Source organism: Salinicoccus sesuvii (assembly GCF_042648145.1).
Lineage (GTDB): Bacteria > Bacillota > Bacilli > Staphylococcales > Salinicoccaceae > Salinicoccus > Salinicoccus sesuvii.
This window is the reverse complement of sequence record NZ_JBHRWV010000012.1, coordinates 20,530-38,582: the sequence shown is the minus strand read 5'-3', so window position 1 is coordinate 38,582 and position 18,053 is coordinate 20,530. Positions and strand designations below refer to the sequence as shown.

The window sequence follows — 18,053 nt, the reverse complement described above, 5'->3', positions numbered from 1 at the left end:
AAGTTATTGACCACTATGGTCAATAAGTATAAAATAATACTGACCATAGTGGTCAGTATAAGGAGGAAAATCATGAACAGAGCTTTTGAGAATCTAGATGAGAATCAGCAGTATCACATATTGACTACAGCTATGGCTGAGTTTTCTGCGCATGGCTATAAATCAGCTTCCACCAATCGTATCGTCGATGCTGCCGGCATAAGTAAAGGGCTCCTATACTACTATTTCGGGAACAAAGAAACACTTTATTTGAATATCGCGGAATTCGCGTATGACCACTTTACGACACACCTCATGACAAGATTTACAACAAAACCAGAGGGTTTCATTGAAAGACTTGATAGACTGTCCCGAACCAAGCACCGCTATTTTGCAGAGTATCCCGAGATTGCCGAATTTGTTACCCATATGTACTATGCGGAAGGACCACTCTCAGCCTATCAGTCAAAAATGCAGGAGCTGAGGAAATGGAGTATGCGTTCAATGTATGACAACGTCGACATGACGCTCTTCCGTACAGATATAGACAATGAAACAGCTATGAAGATGATCGGATGGACGTTTGAGGGTTACATCAAGGAGATGGAACAATCATTAGAAGCCAGTGGCGTCAATTTTGATCACATCGATGCCTACTTCGAGACATTTGGTGGTTATCTCGATGCAATGCGTCGACTCTACTATAAGGAGGCAGAAAAATGACAGTACTTGAACTGAAAAATCTGACCAAAACATTTGGTACAACTGTTGCTGCAAAAGATATTTCATTCGAGTTAAATGCAAATGAGATATTCGGTTTCATCGGTCCCAATGGTGCTGGTAAATCGACAACATTACGTATGATCATCGGTGCGCTCTCTCCAGATGGCGGAGAAATTTTAATGGACGGGGAGCCGCTCTCAGGCAATCCACACTATAAAAAAAATATCGCTTATGTACCTGGTGATGTAAATCTATGGGGCAATCTCACAGGGGAGGAAGTGATCCATTTCTTCATGAAAGTGAGAGGATACACTAATATAGAGAAGAAGAAGCATCTGATCGCGCAATTCCGTCTTGACTCCAAAAAGAAGTGCAAAACATACTCAAAAGGGAATCGCCAAAAAGTGGCGCTGATCTGCGCATTTCTATCAGAAGCACATCTACTCATCTTCGATGAGCCAACGACTGGTCTCGATCCGCTGATGGAACGTGTTTTTCACGAACAACTCATGCATGCAAAATCGGAAGGCCGTAGCATTCTTTTATCGAGTCATGTACTATCCGAAGTCGAAAAACTGGCTGATCGTATCGCTATCATTCGCGAAGGCGAAATTATCGAAACTGGTCCTCTCAAAACGCTCCGTCACATTACACGCACCGAATATATCGTCAAATCCACGCAAGATCTTAGCGAACTACAAGCATTGCCCTATGTGCATCATTATATGGAAACGGATGACGGTACGCATATGCGCATCGACAACGATTCAATTGAAGACTATCTAGCAAAGCTCTCTCACTACCGGCCCTACCATCTTGAGACACTGCCACCGAGACTTGAAGATATCTTCATGCGCTATTACGAAGATCGCCGGAAACTGTCATGAACGCTTTTACCGGTTTGATACTTCAGCAAGTGTGGTTCCGCGTCATGCTTTGGATCGTTGGTATTGGTGGAATTACTGTAATCGTTCCTTTTGCGTTTGAAGGATTGTATAGCAGCGCATCCGAGCGCGAGGCACTTATGCAGACGCTCGATAATCCTGCGATGATTGCCATGATCGGACCTGTACCACAAGGCGCTTATACAATTGCTGTCATGTTCAGTCACCAGATGCTTGTTTTCATGGCCGTTATTCACGGACTTTTTGGCATCACAATCGCCAATAACCTCAGTCGCAGTATGGAGGATGAAGGACTGATCGAATACATTAACAGTGCCGGAGTTACACGCCAGTCGATATTCCTGGTCCAAATGCTAGTCGGTGTAGGTATGAACGTATTGCTCGGACTAATCATACTGGTCGGTACTTATCTGTCACCAAGTGATTCCTTCACGCTTTTAGGATGTACGATTTACGCCATCGGCACCAGCATGTTTAGTCTGATGTTCTATACATTGACACTTATTTTTGCCCAACTCTTCCAAAGTGCGGAATGGACATTCGGCACAGCGCTCTCTATTCTGCTGATGCTCTATTTATATCGTGCCATCACCGATGTGGTGCAACCTGGACTCTCATTCCTATCTCCTTACAGCTGGCTCACTAGACTCGAACCATTCGCTAGCAACGAAGCAACGTGGCTACTGCCTTTTATGTTGATTATTATCTTCACTTGGTTTGCGTGGAGAGTATTTGCTAGAAGGGATCTTGGAGATGCGTATTTTGCCTCGAACACGAATAGAAAGTCACGCTCTATTGGCTCCTACCCACGTCTTATGACAAGTAGTACGAAGATGCTTGTTCTAAGTTGGCTCACCGGTATGACCCTAATTGGCTTGTCCTATGGTTCGATATTCGGTGATCTCGATGTATTCATCAGCGAAAATGCTTTCTTGGCTGACAGTCTGGCTGACAGCGGAGGGAATCCCATTGACCAGTTCATCAGTGTCCTTATTATGGTCACTGCCATTATCGGGGTGATACCGGCGCTCATGATTACAGGACGAATACTGCGGGAGGAGAAGCATGGCCGTTTGGAGTGGCTCATTTCCGCAGGCATAGGTCGAACCAGTATGCTAATCAGTCATGGTTTATATGCCACAGTTATTGGGGCAATCGGGATCCTACTTGCACTATTTGGCATGTATAGTGCAAGCGTGACGGTTGCAGATATCAATATGTCAGCTCGAGATTACATTTTTGCTGCACTCAACTACAGTGCCGGTGTTGCCGTGTTTGTTGGTCTATCCATGTTGCTCATTGGTTGGCGTGCCCGGATGCATTTTATTGTCTGGTTCTACCTGCTCGCCACATTCTTCATCAATTACCTCGGACTGATACTTGGTCTTGATGACCGCTGGCTTCTAGTGACACCATTCTATTACCTTTCGGCACTGCCTGCAGAAGAAATGGCATGGACACCATGGGGTATCATCCTCTTTATCGCCATCGCACTCGCCGGTATCGGCATGATACTTTTCAGGAGAAGAGATACTGCTTGAGAAACAATTCGACGCACATACGCAAACTAAAAACAAGCATCTGAACCTTTGTTCAGATGCTTGTTTTTAAGTCTCGAGCTTCATGCCGGCTTCTGCTAGCCTGATTGTGTTTGTAGGATGTTGTCTGGCACTATCGAGCAGCACTTCAAGCTCCCCGTGATGTGGTAGGTTGGCTAAAATGGTCAGCTGGGCATCAGCTTTCGATGCAAGCCGCCCGGCCTGCTCGGCATTCATGTGTCCATCCACACGACCGTCGAAACCTTCGTAAAGTTTACAGTCGATGACGAGTATATCTGCGCCGAATGCGAACCGCATAAGGCTGCTTAGATAACTGGAGTCGGATGTATGAACGAATACAGCTCCCTCGTTGTCGGTAACCCTGATGGCATAGGTTTCCACTGGGTGGTCATTGCGATGAAAATCGATATGGAAAGGACCTACTGTGTAATTCTTCTGCGCTCGCACAGGCATGAACGTGCTGTACTTCGCGCGTCTTATGGTTTTTACGAGGGGACCATTCTCAGGACCATACACCTTGAGGTTTCGATCCACTCTTCTAAGCTGTCTGGCCATCTTCCTAGCAAGCATAAAAGCTTGGATATCTCCAGAATGGTCATGATGGTAATGAGATAAGAAAATATGATCGATATCATGAATTGATACATACTTCTGGACACTTGAGGCAATACCACTGCCCGCATCAAGGAGAATCGAAACCCCGTCCTTCTGGATCAGGTAGCCGGAAGTCGGTTCAGGTCCTTTAGGAAAGCTGTTCCACATTCCTACAATGATGACTTTCATAGCATCATCTCCTCTGATCTTCTTTTACTTCACATACCCAGATTTAAACACATACAAGCAAGGAGCCATTTTCTATGCCAATAAAAAAAGTGGAGATGCTCTCCACTTTTGATTTATTTGAGAGATCCGCCCTCACTTGTTGTAGTGAACATCGTTTCTTTGATGTTGCCGCGGTATCTCCAGATATTTTGAATGATGGTCTTTATCACTGCATAGGTCGGTATCGCAATCAGGATGCCGATAAATCCAGCAATATTCCCGGCAGCAAGTACGACCGTTATGACTGTCAGAGGATGCAGTTTCAGTGTCTGACCCATAACATTTGGCGTAATCAAGTTACTTTCAATCTGCTGAGCGATCAATGTGATGAGCGATACCCATATTAGAAGATACGGGTCTTGTATGACTGCGAGCAAAGCAGCAGGCAGAAATGCAATCCATGGACCAAGGAAAGGGATCAGGTTCATAAATAGCGCAAATAATGCAAGTAACAAAGCGTATTCTAGGCCGACAATGGTATATCCAATGTACAGGATGATACAAAGTATGAAACTCACAAGCATCTGGCCCTGTATGAAGGCCCTTAGTGTGCGGTCGATATCATAGAGTAGCTCAGTCATAAACTGCTTTGTCGCTCCTCTAAACGGCGATACCATAGATGGGATAAATTTCTCATGGTCCTTCAGCATAAAGAAGAAGAAGAACGGTACAAGAATCAGCGTAATCAGTACACTAACAGTACTTGTTACGATAGTAAATGCGTTACTCGCTAAATTGGATAACATCTGCGATCCGCGATCTACCGCATCTTGAATGTATTGCTCAGTATCGATGGGCAATCGATCACGGTAAGATAGTGCAATATTGAAAAATTCTTGGATTTCGTTCTGAATCAGTGGCGCACGACTGATAAGGTTCTGCACTTGCTGCGTAACTAGCGGGATGATAATCATCGCAAGCGCTGTAATCACGAGCAGTATGATAATAAAGACTGCTAGAATACTGGTCAGTCTCCCAGCCTTTCTTTTTTCAAGGAAACGCTGAATGGGTTCAGTTATATAATATAATAATCCACCGAGCAGCAAGGGAACGAATATGGTTGTAACGATGGTAAATACCGGTTCGAAGATGACCTTCACTCGTATAACGAGCATGATGATCAAAAGTGTGATGATGATGGCCACGCCGGTTTGGAACCAGACTTTCTTTGTCATATGCAACTGCTCCTTTTATGCCATTTTTAAGGGTGTATACAGTGTATCATAAAAATACATTAGTGTTTAAATTTATATGGACAAATCATAAAAGTCAAAGTATGATAAATGTTGTCAGAATCTTCTTTAAAAAATGTTAATTATCTACAAAGTGTAAAAGGGGGAAATAAGATGCAGGCAATTGTTGATGTTTTAAATGGATGGGTATGGAGTAGTCCGCTCGTCTACGGTCTACTCGCTGTCGGTCTTTATTTTAGTTTAAGAATGAGATTCTTCCAGATCAGACATTTCAAGGAAATGATCAGACTTATGTTCCAAGGGGAAAAATCGCCAGTAGGTATCTCAAGCTTCCAAGCACTTGCGGTATCATTATCCGGACGTGTCGGCACAGGTAATATCGTCGGGGTCGCGACTGCTATTTTCATTGGAGGTCCGGGTGCGATCTTCTGGATGTGGCTCATTGCATTCCTCGGTGCAGGTAGTGCTTTCATCGAGTCAACGCTCGCTCAGATTTATAAGCAGAACGAAGATAAACAGTATCGCGGGGGCCCAGCATACTACATAGAAAAAGGAATTGGCGGAAAGCTGGGTAAGACTTACGCCATCATCTTCGCGCTGGTGACGATTCTAGCGACCGGGTTCTTGCTTCCAGGAATCCAGTCCAACTCAATCGCAGGATCCATGACTAACTCATTCCCTGTTCAACACTGGATTATCGGTATTATACTTGTTATTTTGGTCGGCCTCGTCATTTTTGGTGGTATTCGTTCCATTGCAAACGTAGCTTCAGCGGTTGTGCCTTTCATGGCACTCATTTACATCGGTGTTGCAATTATCGTCGTTATCCTTAATATCCAACAAGTACCGGCAATGTTCGGTCTTATTTTCCGCAGTGCATTCGGTCTCGAGCAACAATTTGGTGGTATCATCGGGGCCATGATCGCAATCGGTGTTCAGCGCGGTATCTACTCCAACGAAGCCGGTCAAGGTACGGGACCACATGCAGCCGGTGCAGCTGAAGTTTCCCACCCTGCTAAACAAGGGCTTGTACAGGCATTCTCCGTATACGTGGATACACTGTTTGTTTGTACAGCAACAGCATTGATGATCCTGATGACTGGCATGTACAACGTCTCAGACGGCAATGACGGCCTTATAGTCGATAGTGGTGTCTATCAGTTATCTCCAGATGGTGAAGAAAACCCAGGTGGCACAGTCGCGTATACGCAAGCAGGCCTCGATAAAGTATTCAGTGGCCAGGATGGTTTTGATATTAATTTTGTCGGTTTCGGATCTTATTTCATATCGTTCGCCCTGCTCTTCTTCTGCTATACGACAATACTCGCCTACTACTACATTGCTGAGACAAACCTTGTCTATTTGACGCATGGTAAATGGCCGATTCTGAAGATTTTGCTCGGTGTGCTCCTGATTGTCTCCGTATTCTACGGTACTGTGAACTCAGCAGGACTGGCATGGGATATGGGTGACCTTGGGGTCGGGCTCATGGCATGGCTCAACGTTATCGCTATTCTAATCTTGCAGAAGCCAGCATTGGCAGCACTGAGAGACTTTGAGCGTCAGAAGAAAGAGAAGGGATCTGGCAAGTATGCAGTCTACACACCAGACCCGTCAACAGTCAAAGAAGCTCATTTCTGGCATAATGACTATCCTAAACGCCTTAGAGAAGAAGCAGCACACAACCCGGATGTTGAAAATCTCAAGCGCTGATATATTGTGAATATATGTTTCGAATCCCCCTCCTTATTGGTAAACTAGCCAGGAGGGGGTTTTTTTATGGAAATGCAACCAGGCAAGATTCACACTGTCGAGATAGAATCGGAAATACTCAAAGAGACTTATGAAATACAGTACTATTTGCCAAAGCAATTTTCAGATCTATATAAGCACGAGGTGATCATTACATTCGACTCGCAAGATTTCTTCAGATATGGCCAGGTGGAGAGAATATATGAACGCCTCCGGGAAAAAGAAGCAGTCGAACGTGCCATTATCATTGGCGTCCCTTATCCGAGTGTAGAGTGGCGTAATGACTATTTCAGTCCTAACGGTGCGCATCACGATGACTTTGTCGCATTTGTCGCCAGAGAGCTAATCAGCTGGGTCGATACGAATTTCCCAACACTCAAAGTTGGGACATCCCGTACACTCATGGGAGATTCACTTGCAGGCAGTTTCGCCTTTTCTGTTGCTGCAGCCTATCCGGCTACATTTTCGCAGGCGCTAGCATTCAGCCCGTATGTTGATGATGCCTTCATCGAGCGCTTCCAGTCCCAGATGTCACTCATGCACCTCGACCTCTATCATACTATTGGACTCGAAGAAGACGACTTCATTACTATTTCAAAGGAGCAAGCAGATTTCCTTACACCAAACCGCGAGCTAAGTGAATATCTAACTTCCGAGCCGCTCGAATATACGTACCGTGAACTTGAAGGTGGTCATGTATGGAAATCTTGGAAGCCTGAGCTCGAATCGGTGTTGAAACATTTTCTCGGGTGATGACTATGCCAACTAGTAAGAAATTTGCTATAATTGAAAATATAATAGATAGGGAGGAATCACGATGAAGTTCGGAGTAGCAATTTTCCCATCCAAAGAACTCCAGGATAAAGTAAATCAATACAGAAAAAGATACGATACACATTATGCACTCATTCCCCCGCATATTACGATCAAAGAGAGTTTTGAAGCAGATGAGTCGGACAAGGAAGAGATTGCAAAACGCTTGAGCGATGTGGCGAAGCAACATCAGCCTACTGAAATCGAAATCAGGAAAGTATCCAGTTTCTCACCGAACTCCCTTGTCATCTATTTTAAAGTAGAGAAAAATGCAGCGCTCGAGTCACTGCATGATGCCCTAAACACAGGTGATTTCCATGGTGAGAATAAGCATCCTTTCGTACCGCACTTGACCATTGCTCAGGGACAAACGACCCAGGAGTATGAAGATATTTTTGGACATTTGAGCATGATCGGCATCAAACACAAAGAAACACTGGATAAGATCAGCCTACTCTATCAACTGGAGAACGGTGTATGGCAAGTTTATGAGACATACCGACTTGGTGAAGGCTAGATAATAATATGAACCCGTACTCATGGTGAGGTGCACCCCTAAAGTTGAACTCCAAAATTCAACTTTAGGGGTGCTTTTGTATGCATAGAAAACATTCGATAGATTTCAAGATTAAAGTGGTGCACGAATATTTGAATGGCGATTCAGGTTACCGGCCATTATCAGTAAAGTATAAAATAGATTCGAAACTACTTCGGACATGGGTGACACAGTTCAATCAAAATGGGGTGCAGGGGCTCACAGCGGGGATGCGGAAATCAAAGTATACGCAAGCGTTTAAGTTAGCAGTGTTACAGCACCGGTTGAAACACCAGCTGTCCTACCGGGAGACAGCGGTTGCCTTTGACATTCCGAACGCCTCTGTCGTTGCCCAGTGGCAGAGTAGATATGATCAATATGGTATGCTGGGTTTAGAATCCAAACCGAAAGGCAGGCCATCCAAATCCATGAGCAGGCAGCCATCCAAACCTGAAAAAGAGACCGCCCAGTCATTGAATGAAAGCGAACGGGCAGAGCTTGAACGGTTAAGAGTAGAGAATCGTCAGCTCGAAGTCGCCATCGCATTGGAAAAAAAGTTACAATCCTTAGCTCGAGACAAACGAACAAAGAAATAGTAAGCGCGATCATAGAGCTAAGGGAGACCGGCCAGTATATGCTCAAAGAGCTGCTTGAGGCCGCAGGTATCGCTAAAAGTGTATTCAAGTATTGGAATGACCGTTTATCCAAAGCACAGGGGAAGGACACGGAGATTGTTCAACAGATCAGGGAGATCGTCAGCCAAAGCAGAGGCAGATATGGCTACCGCCGGGTGTGCCTGGCTTTGAAGCAGCGGGGCTGGGTGGTGAATCATAAGAAAGTATTGCGTCTGATGCGTCAGTACCAGCTGCTTTGTGTGAAATTCAAACACAGAAACCGCCAATATCAGTCCTACAAGGGGAAAGTCGGTAAAATTGCCGGGAATAAACTGACGCGCCGGTTCAATACGGATCGCCCCTATCAAAAAGTATTAACGGATGTGACGCAATTCAACATTTCAGCGACAGGGGAAAAACTCTACCTCTCACCGTTCATGGATGTATACAGCGGAGAAATCCTATCTTACACAATCGACCGTTCACCGACACTCGACATCGCTTTAGCCCCTTTGGAAGCGTTAGTCCAGCGTCGCCCGGTCCTGGATTATCGGATGACTGTCCATTCTGATCAAGGCTGGCACTATCAACATAAAAGGTGGGTCACATACCTTGAAAAGCACAAAATCTTTCAGAGCATGTCCAGAAAAGGGAACTGCCTGGACAACGCACCGATGGAAAACTTCTTTGGGCTGTTGAAACAGGAAATGTTTTATGGACAAGCATTCGCGACTTATACGGAACTGGAAGCAGCAATTCATCAGTATATCGATTTTTACAACAATGATAGAATTAAAACAAAATTAAAAGGTATGTCTCCTGTAAATTACAGAAGACATACCTTCGAAGATATTGCTTAATCAAAAAGTTCAACTTTATGGGTTCACTACATGGAGAGTACGGGTTCTTTCATATTCTTTAGTAAAAAATGCAAAAGCTATAATCAGCTTTTGCATTTTATCACTTATGCCATGATATGATATCCGGAATCAACGTGAAGTACTTCACCCGTGATACCGCTTGAGAAACTACTTAGTAAGAAGGCAACTGTATTGCCCACTTCAATCTGGTCAACATTACGCTTAAGTGGCGCACGTTCTTCAATCTCTTTGAGAATTGATTTGAAATCGCCGACTGCTGAAGAGCTGAGTGTACGGATTGGACCTGCAGATACTGCGTTGACACGGATGCCGGACTCTCCGAGATCAAGTGCCAGATAGCGTACGCTGGACTCGAGGGCTGCTTTTGCCACACCCATGACGTTATAGTTTGGCATTGCGCGCTCGCCGCCAAGGTAGGTCATCGTTACGATGCTTCCACCTTCATTCATGATTGTTTTAGCATACTTTGAAACAACAGCCAGTGAATAAGCACTGATATCTAAGGCATTCTTGAAGCCTTCTCTTGTCGTTTCACTGTAACCGCCCTGAAGTTCGTCTTTACCTGCAAATGCAATCGCGTGCAGTACGCCATCAATTCCACCAGTTTTTTCACCGATTTCTTTGAATGAAGCTTCAACCTGTTCGTCATTCGTTACATCGCATTCAACGATGATGTCGTGGTTGCCTTCAAGCTCTCCGAGGAGTTTATCCAGCTCACGTCTGAAACGCTCGTTCAGAATCGTAAACACAAGTTTTGCCCCCAACTGATCGAGTGCGCGTGCTGCGCCCCAAGCGATACTGCGCTTGTTGGCAACGCCCATGATGACAAAAGTTTTACCTTCGAGATTCATAAGTATATACTCCTTCTTCAACTCATTGCGTGCATCCGCAATTATAGTTTGTTATTAGTACCTACTCCTAATCTACATTTTTTCAAATTGAAATGCAACAAAAAAGATATTTTCCTACGCGATTTACACGTCAAAAAAAGCGCACACCCCATGAAAAGGAGTGCACGCCTCAATTAGTAGAGCTCAAGTTCACGCTTTAGTTCCTCGACGTATTCTCTAGAGCCGGTCATGAAGATCCGGTCATCGACAAACAGTTGAGTATCACCGTGAGGTACAAGAGATTCTTGACCTCGCAGTATTCTCAGGAAGATGATATCCCCAGTGAACGGGAAGTCTCTGAGCATCATATTGTCGTAGCGGTAGTTGTTCATTTTTATTTCATAAATGGACGTCTCCTCATCAGACAGGAGCTGCATCATATTTGGTGATTCGATCAGACCACGCAGCAAGGTTTTTGAACTGAGCATCGTGGAGAACAGCTCGAAACCACTATCTTTGACCGCATTTTCCTGTGCAGGATCATCTACACGATATATGATACGTTCGACTCCGTGCGATTCGGCCATCTGTGCCACACGCCAGTTAATATTGGAATCGTTCGCTCCAAGGACAACGACGTCCGCATCAAAAGCGTTGATGGCATCAAGGCATTCCTCGGAATACTCAGGAATTTCGTGGAAGCTCAGGTTTTCAGTGTTCTTTTCTCGCGCATCTGTATAGTTCTTGTGGAAAACGAGTTTTACGTGATAGAGTCCACCGGCAATGCTGTGTGCAACAGGTACTGTTAGCTGATTGTTACCGATGATTGTGACATTGATTGTACGCTCTTCGTTTTCCCCCTTAGGATAGAGCTGTTTAAAGACTACAGGTGTGATGATACATGCAATGACGGCACTCAATATGAACATGCCGCTCTCAGCGTTTGTAATCATGCCGATCTCTTCTGCGATGACTGCCGCTGCAATGACAAGCGACAGAGTCGATGTCAATAAGAAACCTGCAGCAGTGACCCGTTTAGAGTCGAAATAACGCAGTAGTACGGCAACCGGCAGAAGCTTGCTCAGTAAGAATGCAACAAGCAGAACAGGTATCAGAATAAAGACCCGGTTATCCGAAAAAAGTGAAGGCAAATCGAGATCTACACCCACCATGATGAAGAAAATCGGGATAAAGAAACCATAGCCGAACGAATCTAGCTTGTGTACCATATCCTGTTCTGGCTTCAGTAAGCTCACGATACAGCCAGCGATGAAGGCGCCGAGAATGTTCTCCGCTCCAACGCCTTCAGCCAATGCCACGAGCATGATGATAAGTGCAAAGACACCCCGGATACCGATCTGCATCGTACCATTGTTGAGTTGCCTGATGAGATGGGACTGGTGCATAACTCTTCCAAGAAGATAGAACAGTATAGCGAATCCAATCAATATCGACATTAGCCAGATTGGTTGGCTTGAATCTGCATAGAGCTGAGAATAAAAAGCCAGCATGATCATTGTTGCAAGGTCCGCAAGGACAGCGACAAGCAAAATAATCTGACCCATCTGCGTAGTGATCAGGTTCGCTTCCTTCAACGTCGGCACAACGACGCCAAGTGATATGGTAGAGATGATGATAACAAGTAAAAATACGTCATCAAATACACCAAAAACTTGCATTGTGAAAGCGAACAGAAAACTCAGTGCAAGAATTCCAAGAAATAATCCGACAGTCAGCATGAGCGTATTTGGCAATGGACGTTTCAGTACTTTAGACTTCTTTTGACCAGAAGACTTCTGCGTAAATGCATCGAAATCGATTTCCAGCCCACTGAGAAACATCAGAAATATGAAACCGAGGGTTGAGAGTATATTCAGCCACGGATCACTTGCATCGACGATGTCGAGAAATGATTTACCGATAATGACCCCAATGATAATCTCTGCTACAACCACCGGCAGGAAACTTATTTTTAATCTATTAATCAGAATTGGTGTCAGCAATGCTGCCAACACGACAATTGCCAATGATACTACGGATGGTCCATGTTCCATTATGTTCTCCTTATAGCAAATAAGACATGAATGCGTTCGCGAGTGAGAAATACACGAGCATACTGATGATGTCATTTGCAGTTGTAATAAATGGGCCGCTGGCAACTGCTGGATCTATATTCAAACGGCTCATAACGAGCGGTACCAGAGTACCAAGCAGTGTCGCCAAAGTCATGGCAATCAGCAGACTCACTCCGACGATAATACCAAGAATTGGTGACTGATACAAGAGACTGATGATACCAAATAATATAAGACCACACACTAATCCTGTAATCAGTCCTGAACCAGTCTCACGTAGGGCGAGCTTCATCTTGCTCGTGTCTTTTATCTCCCCTGTCGCAATACCACGCACGGAAACGGCCAGTGACTGCGTACCGCTGTTTCCGGCCATTCCGCCGATGATTGGGATGAAGGCTGCAAGTACCGCAACCTGTGCAAGTGTGTCCTCAAAAGTGGTCAACAGGGCCGCTGTAATCATTCCCATGAAAGTGAGCCCAATCAACCAGGGCAGCCGCTTCTTCGCTGTGGAGAATGAAGAGTCAGAAGCCGGTTCGATCTCTGTCATACCTGCAAGTCTGGAATAGTCTTCGCTCGCCTCTTCGTCAATGACGTCCATGATGTCATCGGCTGTAATAATACCGAGTAGATGATCTTGGTAATCAACAACCGGCATTGCCAGAAAGTCGTAATCACGCATAATGCGTGCTACTTCTTCTTGGTCTTCTGATACAAGTACGGAGACGACACGTTCAACCATGATGTCCCCGATATAGGCATCGTCATCTGCAATAATCAGTTCTCTGAGCGAGAGGATACCTGCAAGCTTACGATCCTTGTTCACAACGAATACATAGTAGATGGTTTCAGAGTCGGGCGCCATATTTTTCAAGTGACGCATAGCCTCACGTACTGTCATCAGTGAAGTGACACTGACAAATTCAGTAGTCATGATACCACCGGCAGTGTCCTCTTCATAGTTCATGAGCTTGCGTATTTCTTGTGCATCTTCCCGCTCCATTAAAGTCAGGAACGAAGTAAGCTTCTCTTTTGAGACCTCACTCAGAATATCGACGGCGTTATCGTACTGCATAGCCCCGAGCATCTCCGCTGCATAGCGCGCATCCATAGCATCAAACAGTCCTTCGTATTCTTCAGAATCCAGTTCGAGACTGTCGAAGAATTCCGCCACTTCTTCTGGACTGAGGAACTGATAGACTTTCTGCCGGTCGGTCTCTTCAAGTCCAAGATAGAATTCACTTTGCTCATAATTGTGAAGATCAAAAAACACGTCCCGGAAAGTGTCGATATGATCTTCCCTCAAATGAACGAGCAATGACTCGTACTCCAGCTCGATTTCTGTTTTTTCTACAATTTCAGCCATGATGCCACCACCTACGTATATTCTGATTCTAGATTATATAAAACAATTAAAAAAGCACTTCGACAGTGCTTTGAAGTCTAAGAAATAAAGGAGTCGTGCACTCTTTTCCAAAATGGGAAAGGTCTGAAACGGGCGAATCTCATTTTTTCATCTGCCACCCTGAACTGGATGGACTTGACGCCCTTGTGCACAAGATTGATATGATCGATTGTCATCTGATAGACTTCGCTGTTCACCGGTAACACCTGACATGTATGGTGCTTTGGTAAAACGAGCGGAGAACCGACTGTACGAAATACTCTGTTATTGATGGATGCAATCTCTGTAATCTGTATCGCTTCGATTGATGGATGGATAAGTGCCCCACCAAGTGCCTTATTGTAGGCTGTCGAGCCAGATGGTGTGGAAATGCATAGTCCATCCCCTCTAAACCGCTCAAAGTGTTGATTCCTTATATCAACATCCATCACTAGAGTCGTACCGTTATCGGTCCTAAGGGTCGCTTCATTGAGCGCCAAGTAGCGTGTCTCTGTACCCTCCGCTTCGTAACGGATCACCGTCTCGAGCAGCGGGTATTCTATCACTTGGAACTCATCGCTCTGTATGGCGATGATTAGGCGCTCAACTTCTTGGGGCAGCCAATCTGCATAAAATCCGAGATGTCCTGTATGTACACCGACAAAGGCCGTATGATCGAGGAGATGCTGATAACGATGAAAGGCTTGGAGTAGTGTACCATCGCCCCCCACCGAGATAACGATTTCCGGTGCCTCTTGGTCTGACGTCATGCCCATGTCCAACATGTAGTTCATCATTTTATCTTTTAAAGCATTTGATTTGGTGTCCCCTTTGGAAATAATGAAAAATTTCATACTGCCGCCCCTTTCTATAGTCCGCGTGTTAGCGCATATGGCGTTTTTTCGTGTAGTACTTCTGCGCGTCTTGAATTTCTTCTCTGATCTCGGACATTTCCTGGTCGAGAAGATATGCCGCTTCCGCTGCATTCTGGAGGCGCTTCTTTATTTCAGGCGGGTACTCCCCGCTGTATTTATAGTTCAGTGTATGTTCGATCGTCGCCCAGAAATTCATCGATAGTGTCCTGATCTGGATTTCTGCCAAAATGCTAACTGTACCACTCAGACGTTCGACCGGATATTCTACAATCAGGTGATACGAGCGATAACCGCTTTCTTTAGTGTTGGCAACATAATCGCGCTCCTCAACTACCTTCATATCAGCACGATTGCGAATCTGCGAACAAATAACTTCGATATCATCCACAAACTGGCACATGATCCTCACTCCAGCAATATCATACATACCTTCTTGAAGGCGATCATATGGGATATTGCGTGCACTAGCTTTTTCAATGATACTCTGTACCGGTTTCACTCGTGCTGTCACGAATTCCACCGGAGAGGACTGACGGCTGAGCTCATAGTCCTGCCGCATGCCTTTCAGCTTCACCTTAAGTTCTTCGACAGCTTGCTTGTAAGGTGAAAGAAACTTCTCCCACTGTTCCATCGCTTACACTCCAGTCCTAAATCCGTTCTAATGTGTGAACTCTTCTTTGACTGCCATTTCAAATGCTTCGCCGTAATTGTTATTACCATCGATGTTGTCGACAAGATAATCCAACTCATCCCAGAAATCGGTTAGAATCACATCCGTATTCAAAATGATTTCAGCCTCGTGATGTTTCTTCAGCATCGACCACGTCTCTTTAACGAAATGCACACGTCTATATTGTTCGCCGTCGTCTAGAAGGTAAATGAATGCCATATTATCAGAGTCGACGATCATACGGGACGCTGCTTGTAGCCCAGTTGTATCTTCATCTGCGTAGCATTTCAATGCATTGTCTTCGTGCTTTATCTCAGTTACATATATGTCCATTATTTTCACTCCTTGCGCCATTTATTCTACCATAGTATCTGTCATTTGATAACGACATAAACTGTTTACTTTACACTGCATTTCAAATTATAGATAATAATGATTAAGGAGTGGATCTGATGAAAGAATTAGAAATCGAATTTAAAAACCTTTTGACCGGTGAAGAGTATGGGCGTATGCACAATGCACTATTCAGCAGTGCACAATCCTTCGTGCAGACCAACTTCTATATAGATACCCCGGATCTCGCTTTGAAACACCATCGACTTCTGCTCAGAATCAGGGATACGGGCGGCAAGCAGATCATGACACTAAAAGAGCCCACAAATAGAGGGGTCATGGAATACCACGGCGAAGTTGAAAGCGATCTAAACTTCGATCGTAATATTCGTAAAGACGAAGTGCCAGAACTGATTCTTGGCGAGCTCGAACGGTTTAATATAGATACCACACAGCTCAAGATCTACGGTGCACTATCCACAGAACGTATGGAAGTCCCTTATCGTGAAGGACTACTTGTACTCGATAAGAATAATTATCTCGATACTGAAGACTTTGAATTGGAGTACGAAGTGGATCATTACGACAAGGGAGAAACACGGTTTCTAGACTTGCTGGAACAATACGGTATAGAACGACGTGAGGAAATGACCAAAGTCGAACGTTTCTACAATAAGCTTGAAAGTATTCGCTCGGGTGATAACTATGCCACTACCCTATAAGGATATCGGAGAAGAAAAATTGCATCGCATGATTGATATCTTCTATAGCTACGTAGCAGAAGATGCGCGTATTAACCATCTTTTTCCTGACGACTTGACTGAGACTGCATACAAACAGAAACTATTTCAGACTCAGTTTCTTGGCGGACCTAACCTATATAATGAACAGTACGGTCATCCAATGCTGAAAGCGCGTCATGTGCCTTTCCGTATTACACCGGAAGCGCGAGACGCATGGCTCGAAAATATGGAGAAAGCGATGGATGATGTGGCGCTTGAAGATGACTTGAAAACGTTCATCATGGCACGGTACACACTGACAGCAAACCATATGGTGAATTCAATAGATTAAGTAGGGTGAGAATATGAATAGAACTGGCACACAGTCACTCGTACTCGAACCGACATCCCATCACATCGAAATCTTCTACTTCTTTGATCCTTTCTCAGAAGATTGCCGTGCGCTGGAACCGATTATAAATAAACTACAGCTGGAGTACCGCGGGCATGTCACAATCAAGAAAATACTGGCCCCTTCTTTGCAAGTGCTGACGAAATGCCAAGCTCAATCCACATCAGATATCGATAACATCGCACTTGCTTATAAAGCAGCAGAGGTACAGGGGCGTAATAAAGCCCGTGCATTCATACGCTATGTTTTGAATCGGATTGTGCCGACAAAAAATATATGTACCATTCAGCACATGGAAGAAAGTGCCAGACTTGCGGGCCTTGATGTTCATGCATTTATGGCTGATGCCCATTCGGAAGAAGTACGTAGTCTGCTTAAACGAGATCTCATGGTCTACCGTGAAATGGATATCGAAGCACTACCAGCCATGATCTTCTTCTCTGGTGACATTGAAGCTGAAGGCGTCAAAGTAGAAGGTGTTTATCCCTATCATATATATACCTACATCATCAACGAACTCATCGACATGGAGATAGAGAAGCATCCTCTACCGAGCATACAGGACTATATCGAATCCTATGAAGTAGTCAGTTTTCATGAACTGAAGACAGTGTTTGAATGGCGGACAGGCCTCTTATTGAATGAACTTAAGAAATTGCGTCTACAACGGCTAGTGGAAGAATTTGAAACGGAAGATGGCATGTATTATCAAATACGAGGTGGCACATCAGTACTTGGAAGATAGTATTTCTATACTTCATAATAAAGGCGACATCAGCAATGCTGATGTCGCCTTTATTATGAAACACTATAATGATAGAAATAAGAACTTCTGGAATCACAAATATTTAAAAATGTATATATATACCAAAATTTTAAAATAAAAAAAGCAGCGCACCTTCTATAGTGCGCTGCTCAAACAAAGGGGATGGGAGAAATTTTTCACTATATAAACAAAGGGGTATGTTTTAGTGATAAA

Annotated in this window: 19 protein-coding genes; 11 read left to right on the top strand and 8 right to left on the bottom strand. The window is 44.5% G+C overall.

Annotation, left to right across the window (positions count from 1 at the left end; all coding sequences use genetic code 11):
• Nucleotides 1-72: 72 nt before the first annotated feature.
• Genes ACFOJ8_RS12520 through ACFOJ8_RS12510 form a run of 3 tightly spaced genes read left to right on the top strand, consistent with a single transcriptional unit; the run spans nt 73 to nt 3,148 of the window.
• Nucleotides 73-702, top strand: coding sequence for a TetR/AcrR family transcriptional regulator (locus ACFOJ8_RS12520; RefSeq protein ID WP_380655895.1), 630 nt, complete (start codon nt 73-75; stop codon nt 700-702).
• On the top strand, nt 699-1,589 hold the full coding sequence (locus ACFOJ8_RS12515; protein WP_380655900.1) for an ABC transporter ATP-binding protein: 891 nt from the start codon (nt 699-701) through the stop codon (nt 1,587-1,589). Before ACFOJ8_RS12520 ends, ACFOJ8_RS12515 begins: the two co-directional genes overlap by 4 nt.
• Complete coding sequence (locus ACFOJ8_RS12510; RefSeq protein WP_380655907.1) at nt 1,586-3,148, top strand: ABC transporter permease; 1,563 nt, start codon at nt 1,586-1,588, stop codon at nt 3,146-3,148. The genes ACFOJ8_RS12515 and ACFOJ8_RS12510 overlap by 4 nt, the downstream gene beginning before the upstream one ends.
• A gap of 66 nt (nt 3,149-3,214) precedes the next feature.
• Here ACFOJ8_RS12510 and ACFOJ8_RS12505 read toward each other — a convergent pair whose 3' ends face one another.
• The gene (locus ACFOJ8_RS12505) at nt 3,215-3,949 is read right to left on the bottom strand and encodes an MBL fold metallo-hydrolase (protein WP_380655913.1); all 735 of its coding nucleotides are present in this window, start codon (nt 3,947-3,949) and stop codon (nt 3,215-3,217) included.
• 113 nt (nt 3,950-4,062) lie between these two features.
• A complete protein-coding gene (locus tag ACFOJ8_RS12500; RefSeq protein WP_380655919.1) occupies nt 4,063-5,163 on the bottom strand; it encodes an AI-2E family transporter in 1,101 nt (366 codons plus the stop codon).
• A gap of 171 nt (nt 5,164-5,334) precedes the next feature.
• Between ACFOJ8_RS12500 and ACFOJ8_RS12495 the strand changes: the two genes are divergently transcribed.
• From ACFOJ8_RS12495 to ACFOJ8_RS12475, 5 genes are all read left to right on the top strand, one after another.
• Nucleotides 5,335-6,894 carry an alanine/glycine:cation symporter family protein gene (locus ACFOJ8_RS12495; protein WP_380655923.1) on the top strand — a complete coding sequence of 520 codons (1,560 nt, stop codon included), beginning with the start codon at nt 5,335-5,337 and terminating at the stop codon, nt 6,892-6,894.
• A gap of 66 nt (nt 6,895-6,960) precedes the next feature.
• Nucleotides 6,961-7,686: an alpha/beta hydrolase gene (locus ACFOJ8_RS12490; RefSeq protein ID WP_380655927.1), complete on the top strand. Its 726-nt coding sequence runs from the start codon at nt 6,961-6,963 to the stop codon at nt 7,684-7,686.
• A 64-nt stretch (nt 7,687-7,750) separates the two neighbouring features.
• Entirely contained in the window at nt 7,751-8,263 is a 513-nt protein-coding gene (locus ACFOJ8_RS12485; RefSeq protein ID WP_380655929.1) for a YjcG family protein, read from the top strand.
• An 80-nt stretch (nt 8,264-8,343) separates the two neighbouring features.
• Nucleotides 8,344-8,877 (top strand): helix-turn-helix domain-containing protein, encoded by a 534-nt coding sequence (locus ACFOJ8_RS12480; RefSeq protein ID WP_380655931.1) that lies wholly within the window; start codon nt 8,344-8,346, stop codon nt 8,875-8,877.
• Nucleotides 8,826-9,755 carry an IS3 family transposase gene (locus ACFOJ8_RS12475; protein ID WP_380659939.1) on the top strand — a complete coding sequence of 310 codons (930 nt, stop codon included), beginning with the start codon at nt 8,826-8,828 and terminating at the stop codon, nt 9,753-9,755. The genes ACFOJ8_RS12480 and ACFOJ8_RS12475 overlap by 52 nt, the downstream gene beginning before the upstream one ends.
• Nucleotides 9,756-9,859: 104 nt before the next feature.
• Here ACFOJ8_RS12475 and fabI read toward each other — a convergent pair whose 3' ends face one another.
• From fabI to ACFOJ8_RS12445, 6 genes are all read right to left on the bottom strand, one after another.
• The gene (gene fabI / locus ACFOJ8_RS12470) at nt 9,860-10,627 is read right to left on the bottom strand and encodes an enoyl-ACP reductase FabI (protein ID WP_380655934.1); all 768 of its coding nucleotides are present in this window, start codon (nt 10,625-10,627) and stop codon (nt 9,860-9,862) included.
• Between the two features lie 173 nt (nt 10,628-10,800).
• The gene (locus ACFOJ8_RS12465; protein ID WP_380655937.1) at nt 10,801-12,660 is read right to left on the bottom strand and encodes a cation:proton antiporter domain-containing protein; all 1,860 of its coding nucleotides are present in this window, start codon (nt 12,658-12,660) and stop codon (nt 10,801-10,803) included.
• 10 nt (nt 12,661-12,670) lie between these two features.
• Nucleotides 12,671-14,044: a magnesium transporter gene (mgtE, locus tag ACFOJ8_RS12460; RefSeq protein WP_380655940.1), complete on the bottom strand. Its 1,374-nt coding sequence runs from the start codon at nt 14,042-14,044 to the stop codon at nt 12,671-12,673.
• 77 nt (nt 14,045-14,121) lie between these two features.
• Nucleotides 14,122-14,916: an NAD kinase gene (locus ACFOJ8_RS12455; protein ID WP_380655942.1), complete on the bottom strand. Its 795-nt coding sequence runs from the start codon at nt 14,914-14,916 to the stop codon at nt 14,122-14,124.
• 28 nt (nt 14,917-14,944) lie between these two features.
• Entirely contained in the window at nt 14,945-15,568 is a 624-nt protein-coding gene (locus tag ACFOJ8_RS12450; RefSeq protein ID WP_380655945.1) for a GTP pyrophosphokinase, read from the bottom strand.
• 27 nt (nt 15,569-15,595) lie between these two features.
• Nucleotides 15,596-15,940 carry a UPF0738 family protein gene (locus tag ACFOJ8_RS12445; protein WP_380655948.1) on the bottom strand — a complete coding sequence of 115 codons (345 nt, stop codon included), beginning with the start codon at nt 15,938-15,940 and terminating at the stop codon, nt 15,596-15,598.
• Nucleotides 15,941-16,059: 119 nt separating this feature from the next.
• Between ACFOJ8_RS12445 and ACFOJ8_RS12440 the strand changes: the two genes are divergently transcribed.
• The 3 genes from ACFOJ8_RS12440 to ACFOJ8_RS12430 are packed head-to-tail and all read left to right on the top strand — an operon-like array spanning nt 16,060 to nt 17,819.
• Nucleotides 16,060-16,662 (top strand): CYTH domain-containing protein, encoded by a 603-nt coding sequence (locus ACFOJ8_RS12440; RefSeq protein WP_380655951.1) that lies wholly within the window; start codon nt 16,060-16,062, stop codon nt 16,660-16,662.
• Nucleotides 16,646-17,014, top strand: coding sequence for a globin domain-containing protein (locus tag ACFOJ8_RS12435; RefSeq protein ID WP_380655953.1), 369 nt, complete (start codon nt 16,646-16,648; stop codon nt 17,012-17,014). Before ACFOJ8_RS12440 ends, ACFOJ8_RS12435 begins: the two co-directional genes overlap by 17 nt.
• 13 nt (nt 17,015-17,027) lie before the next feature.
• A complete protein-coding gene (locus tag ACFOJ8_RS12430) occupies nt 17,028-17,819 on the top strand; it encodes a DsbA family protein (RefSeq protein WP_380655956.1) in 792 nt (263 codons plus the stop codon).
• The last annotated feature ends 234 nt before the right edge of the window (nt 17,820-18,053 follow it).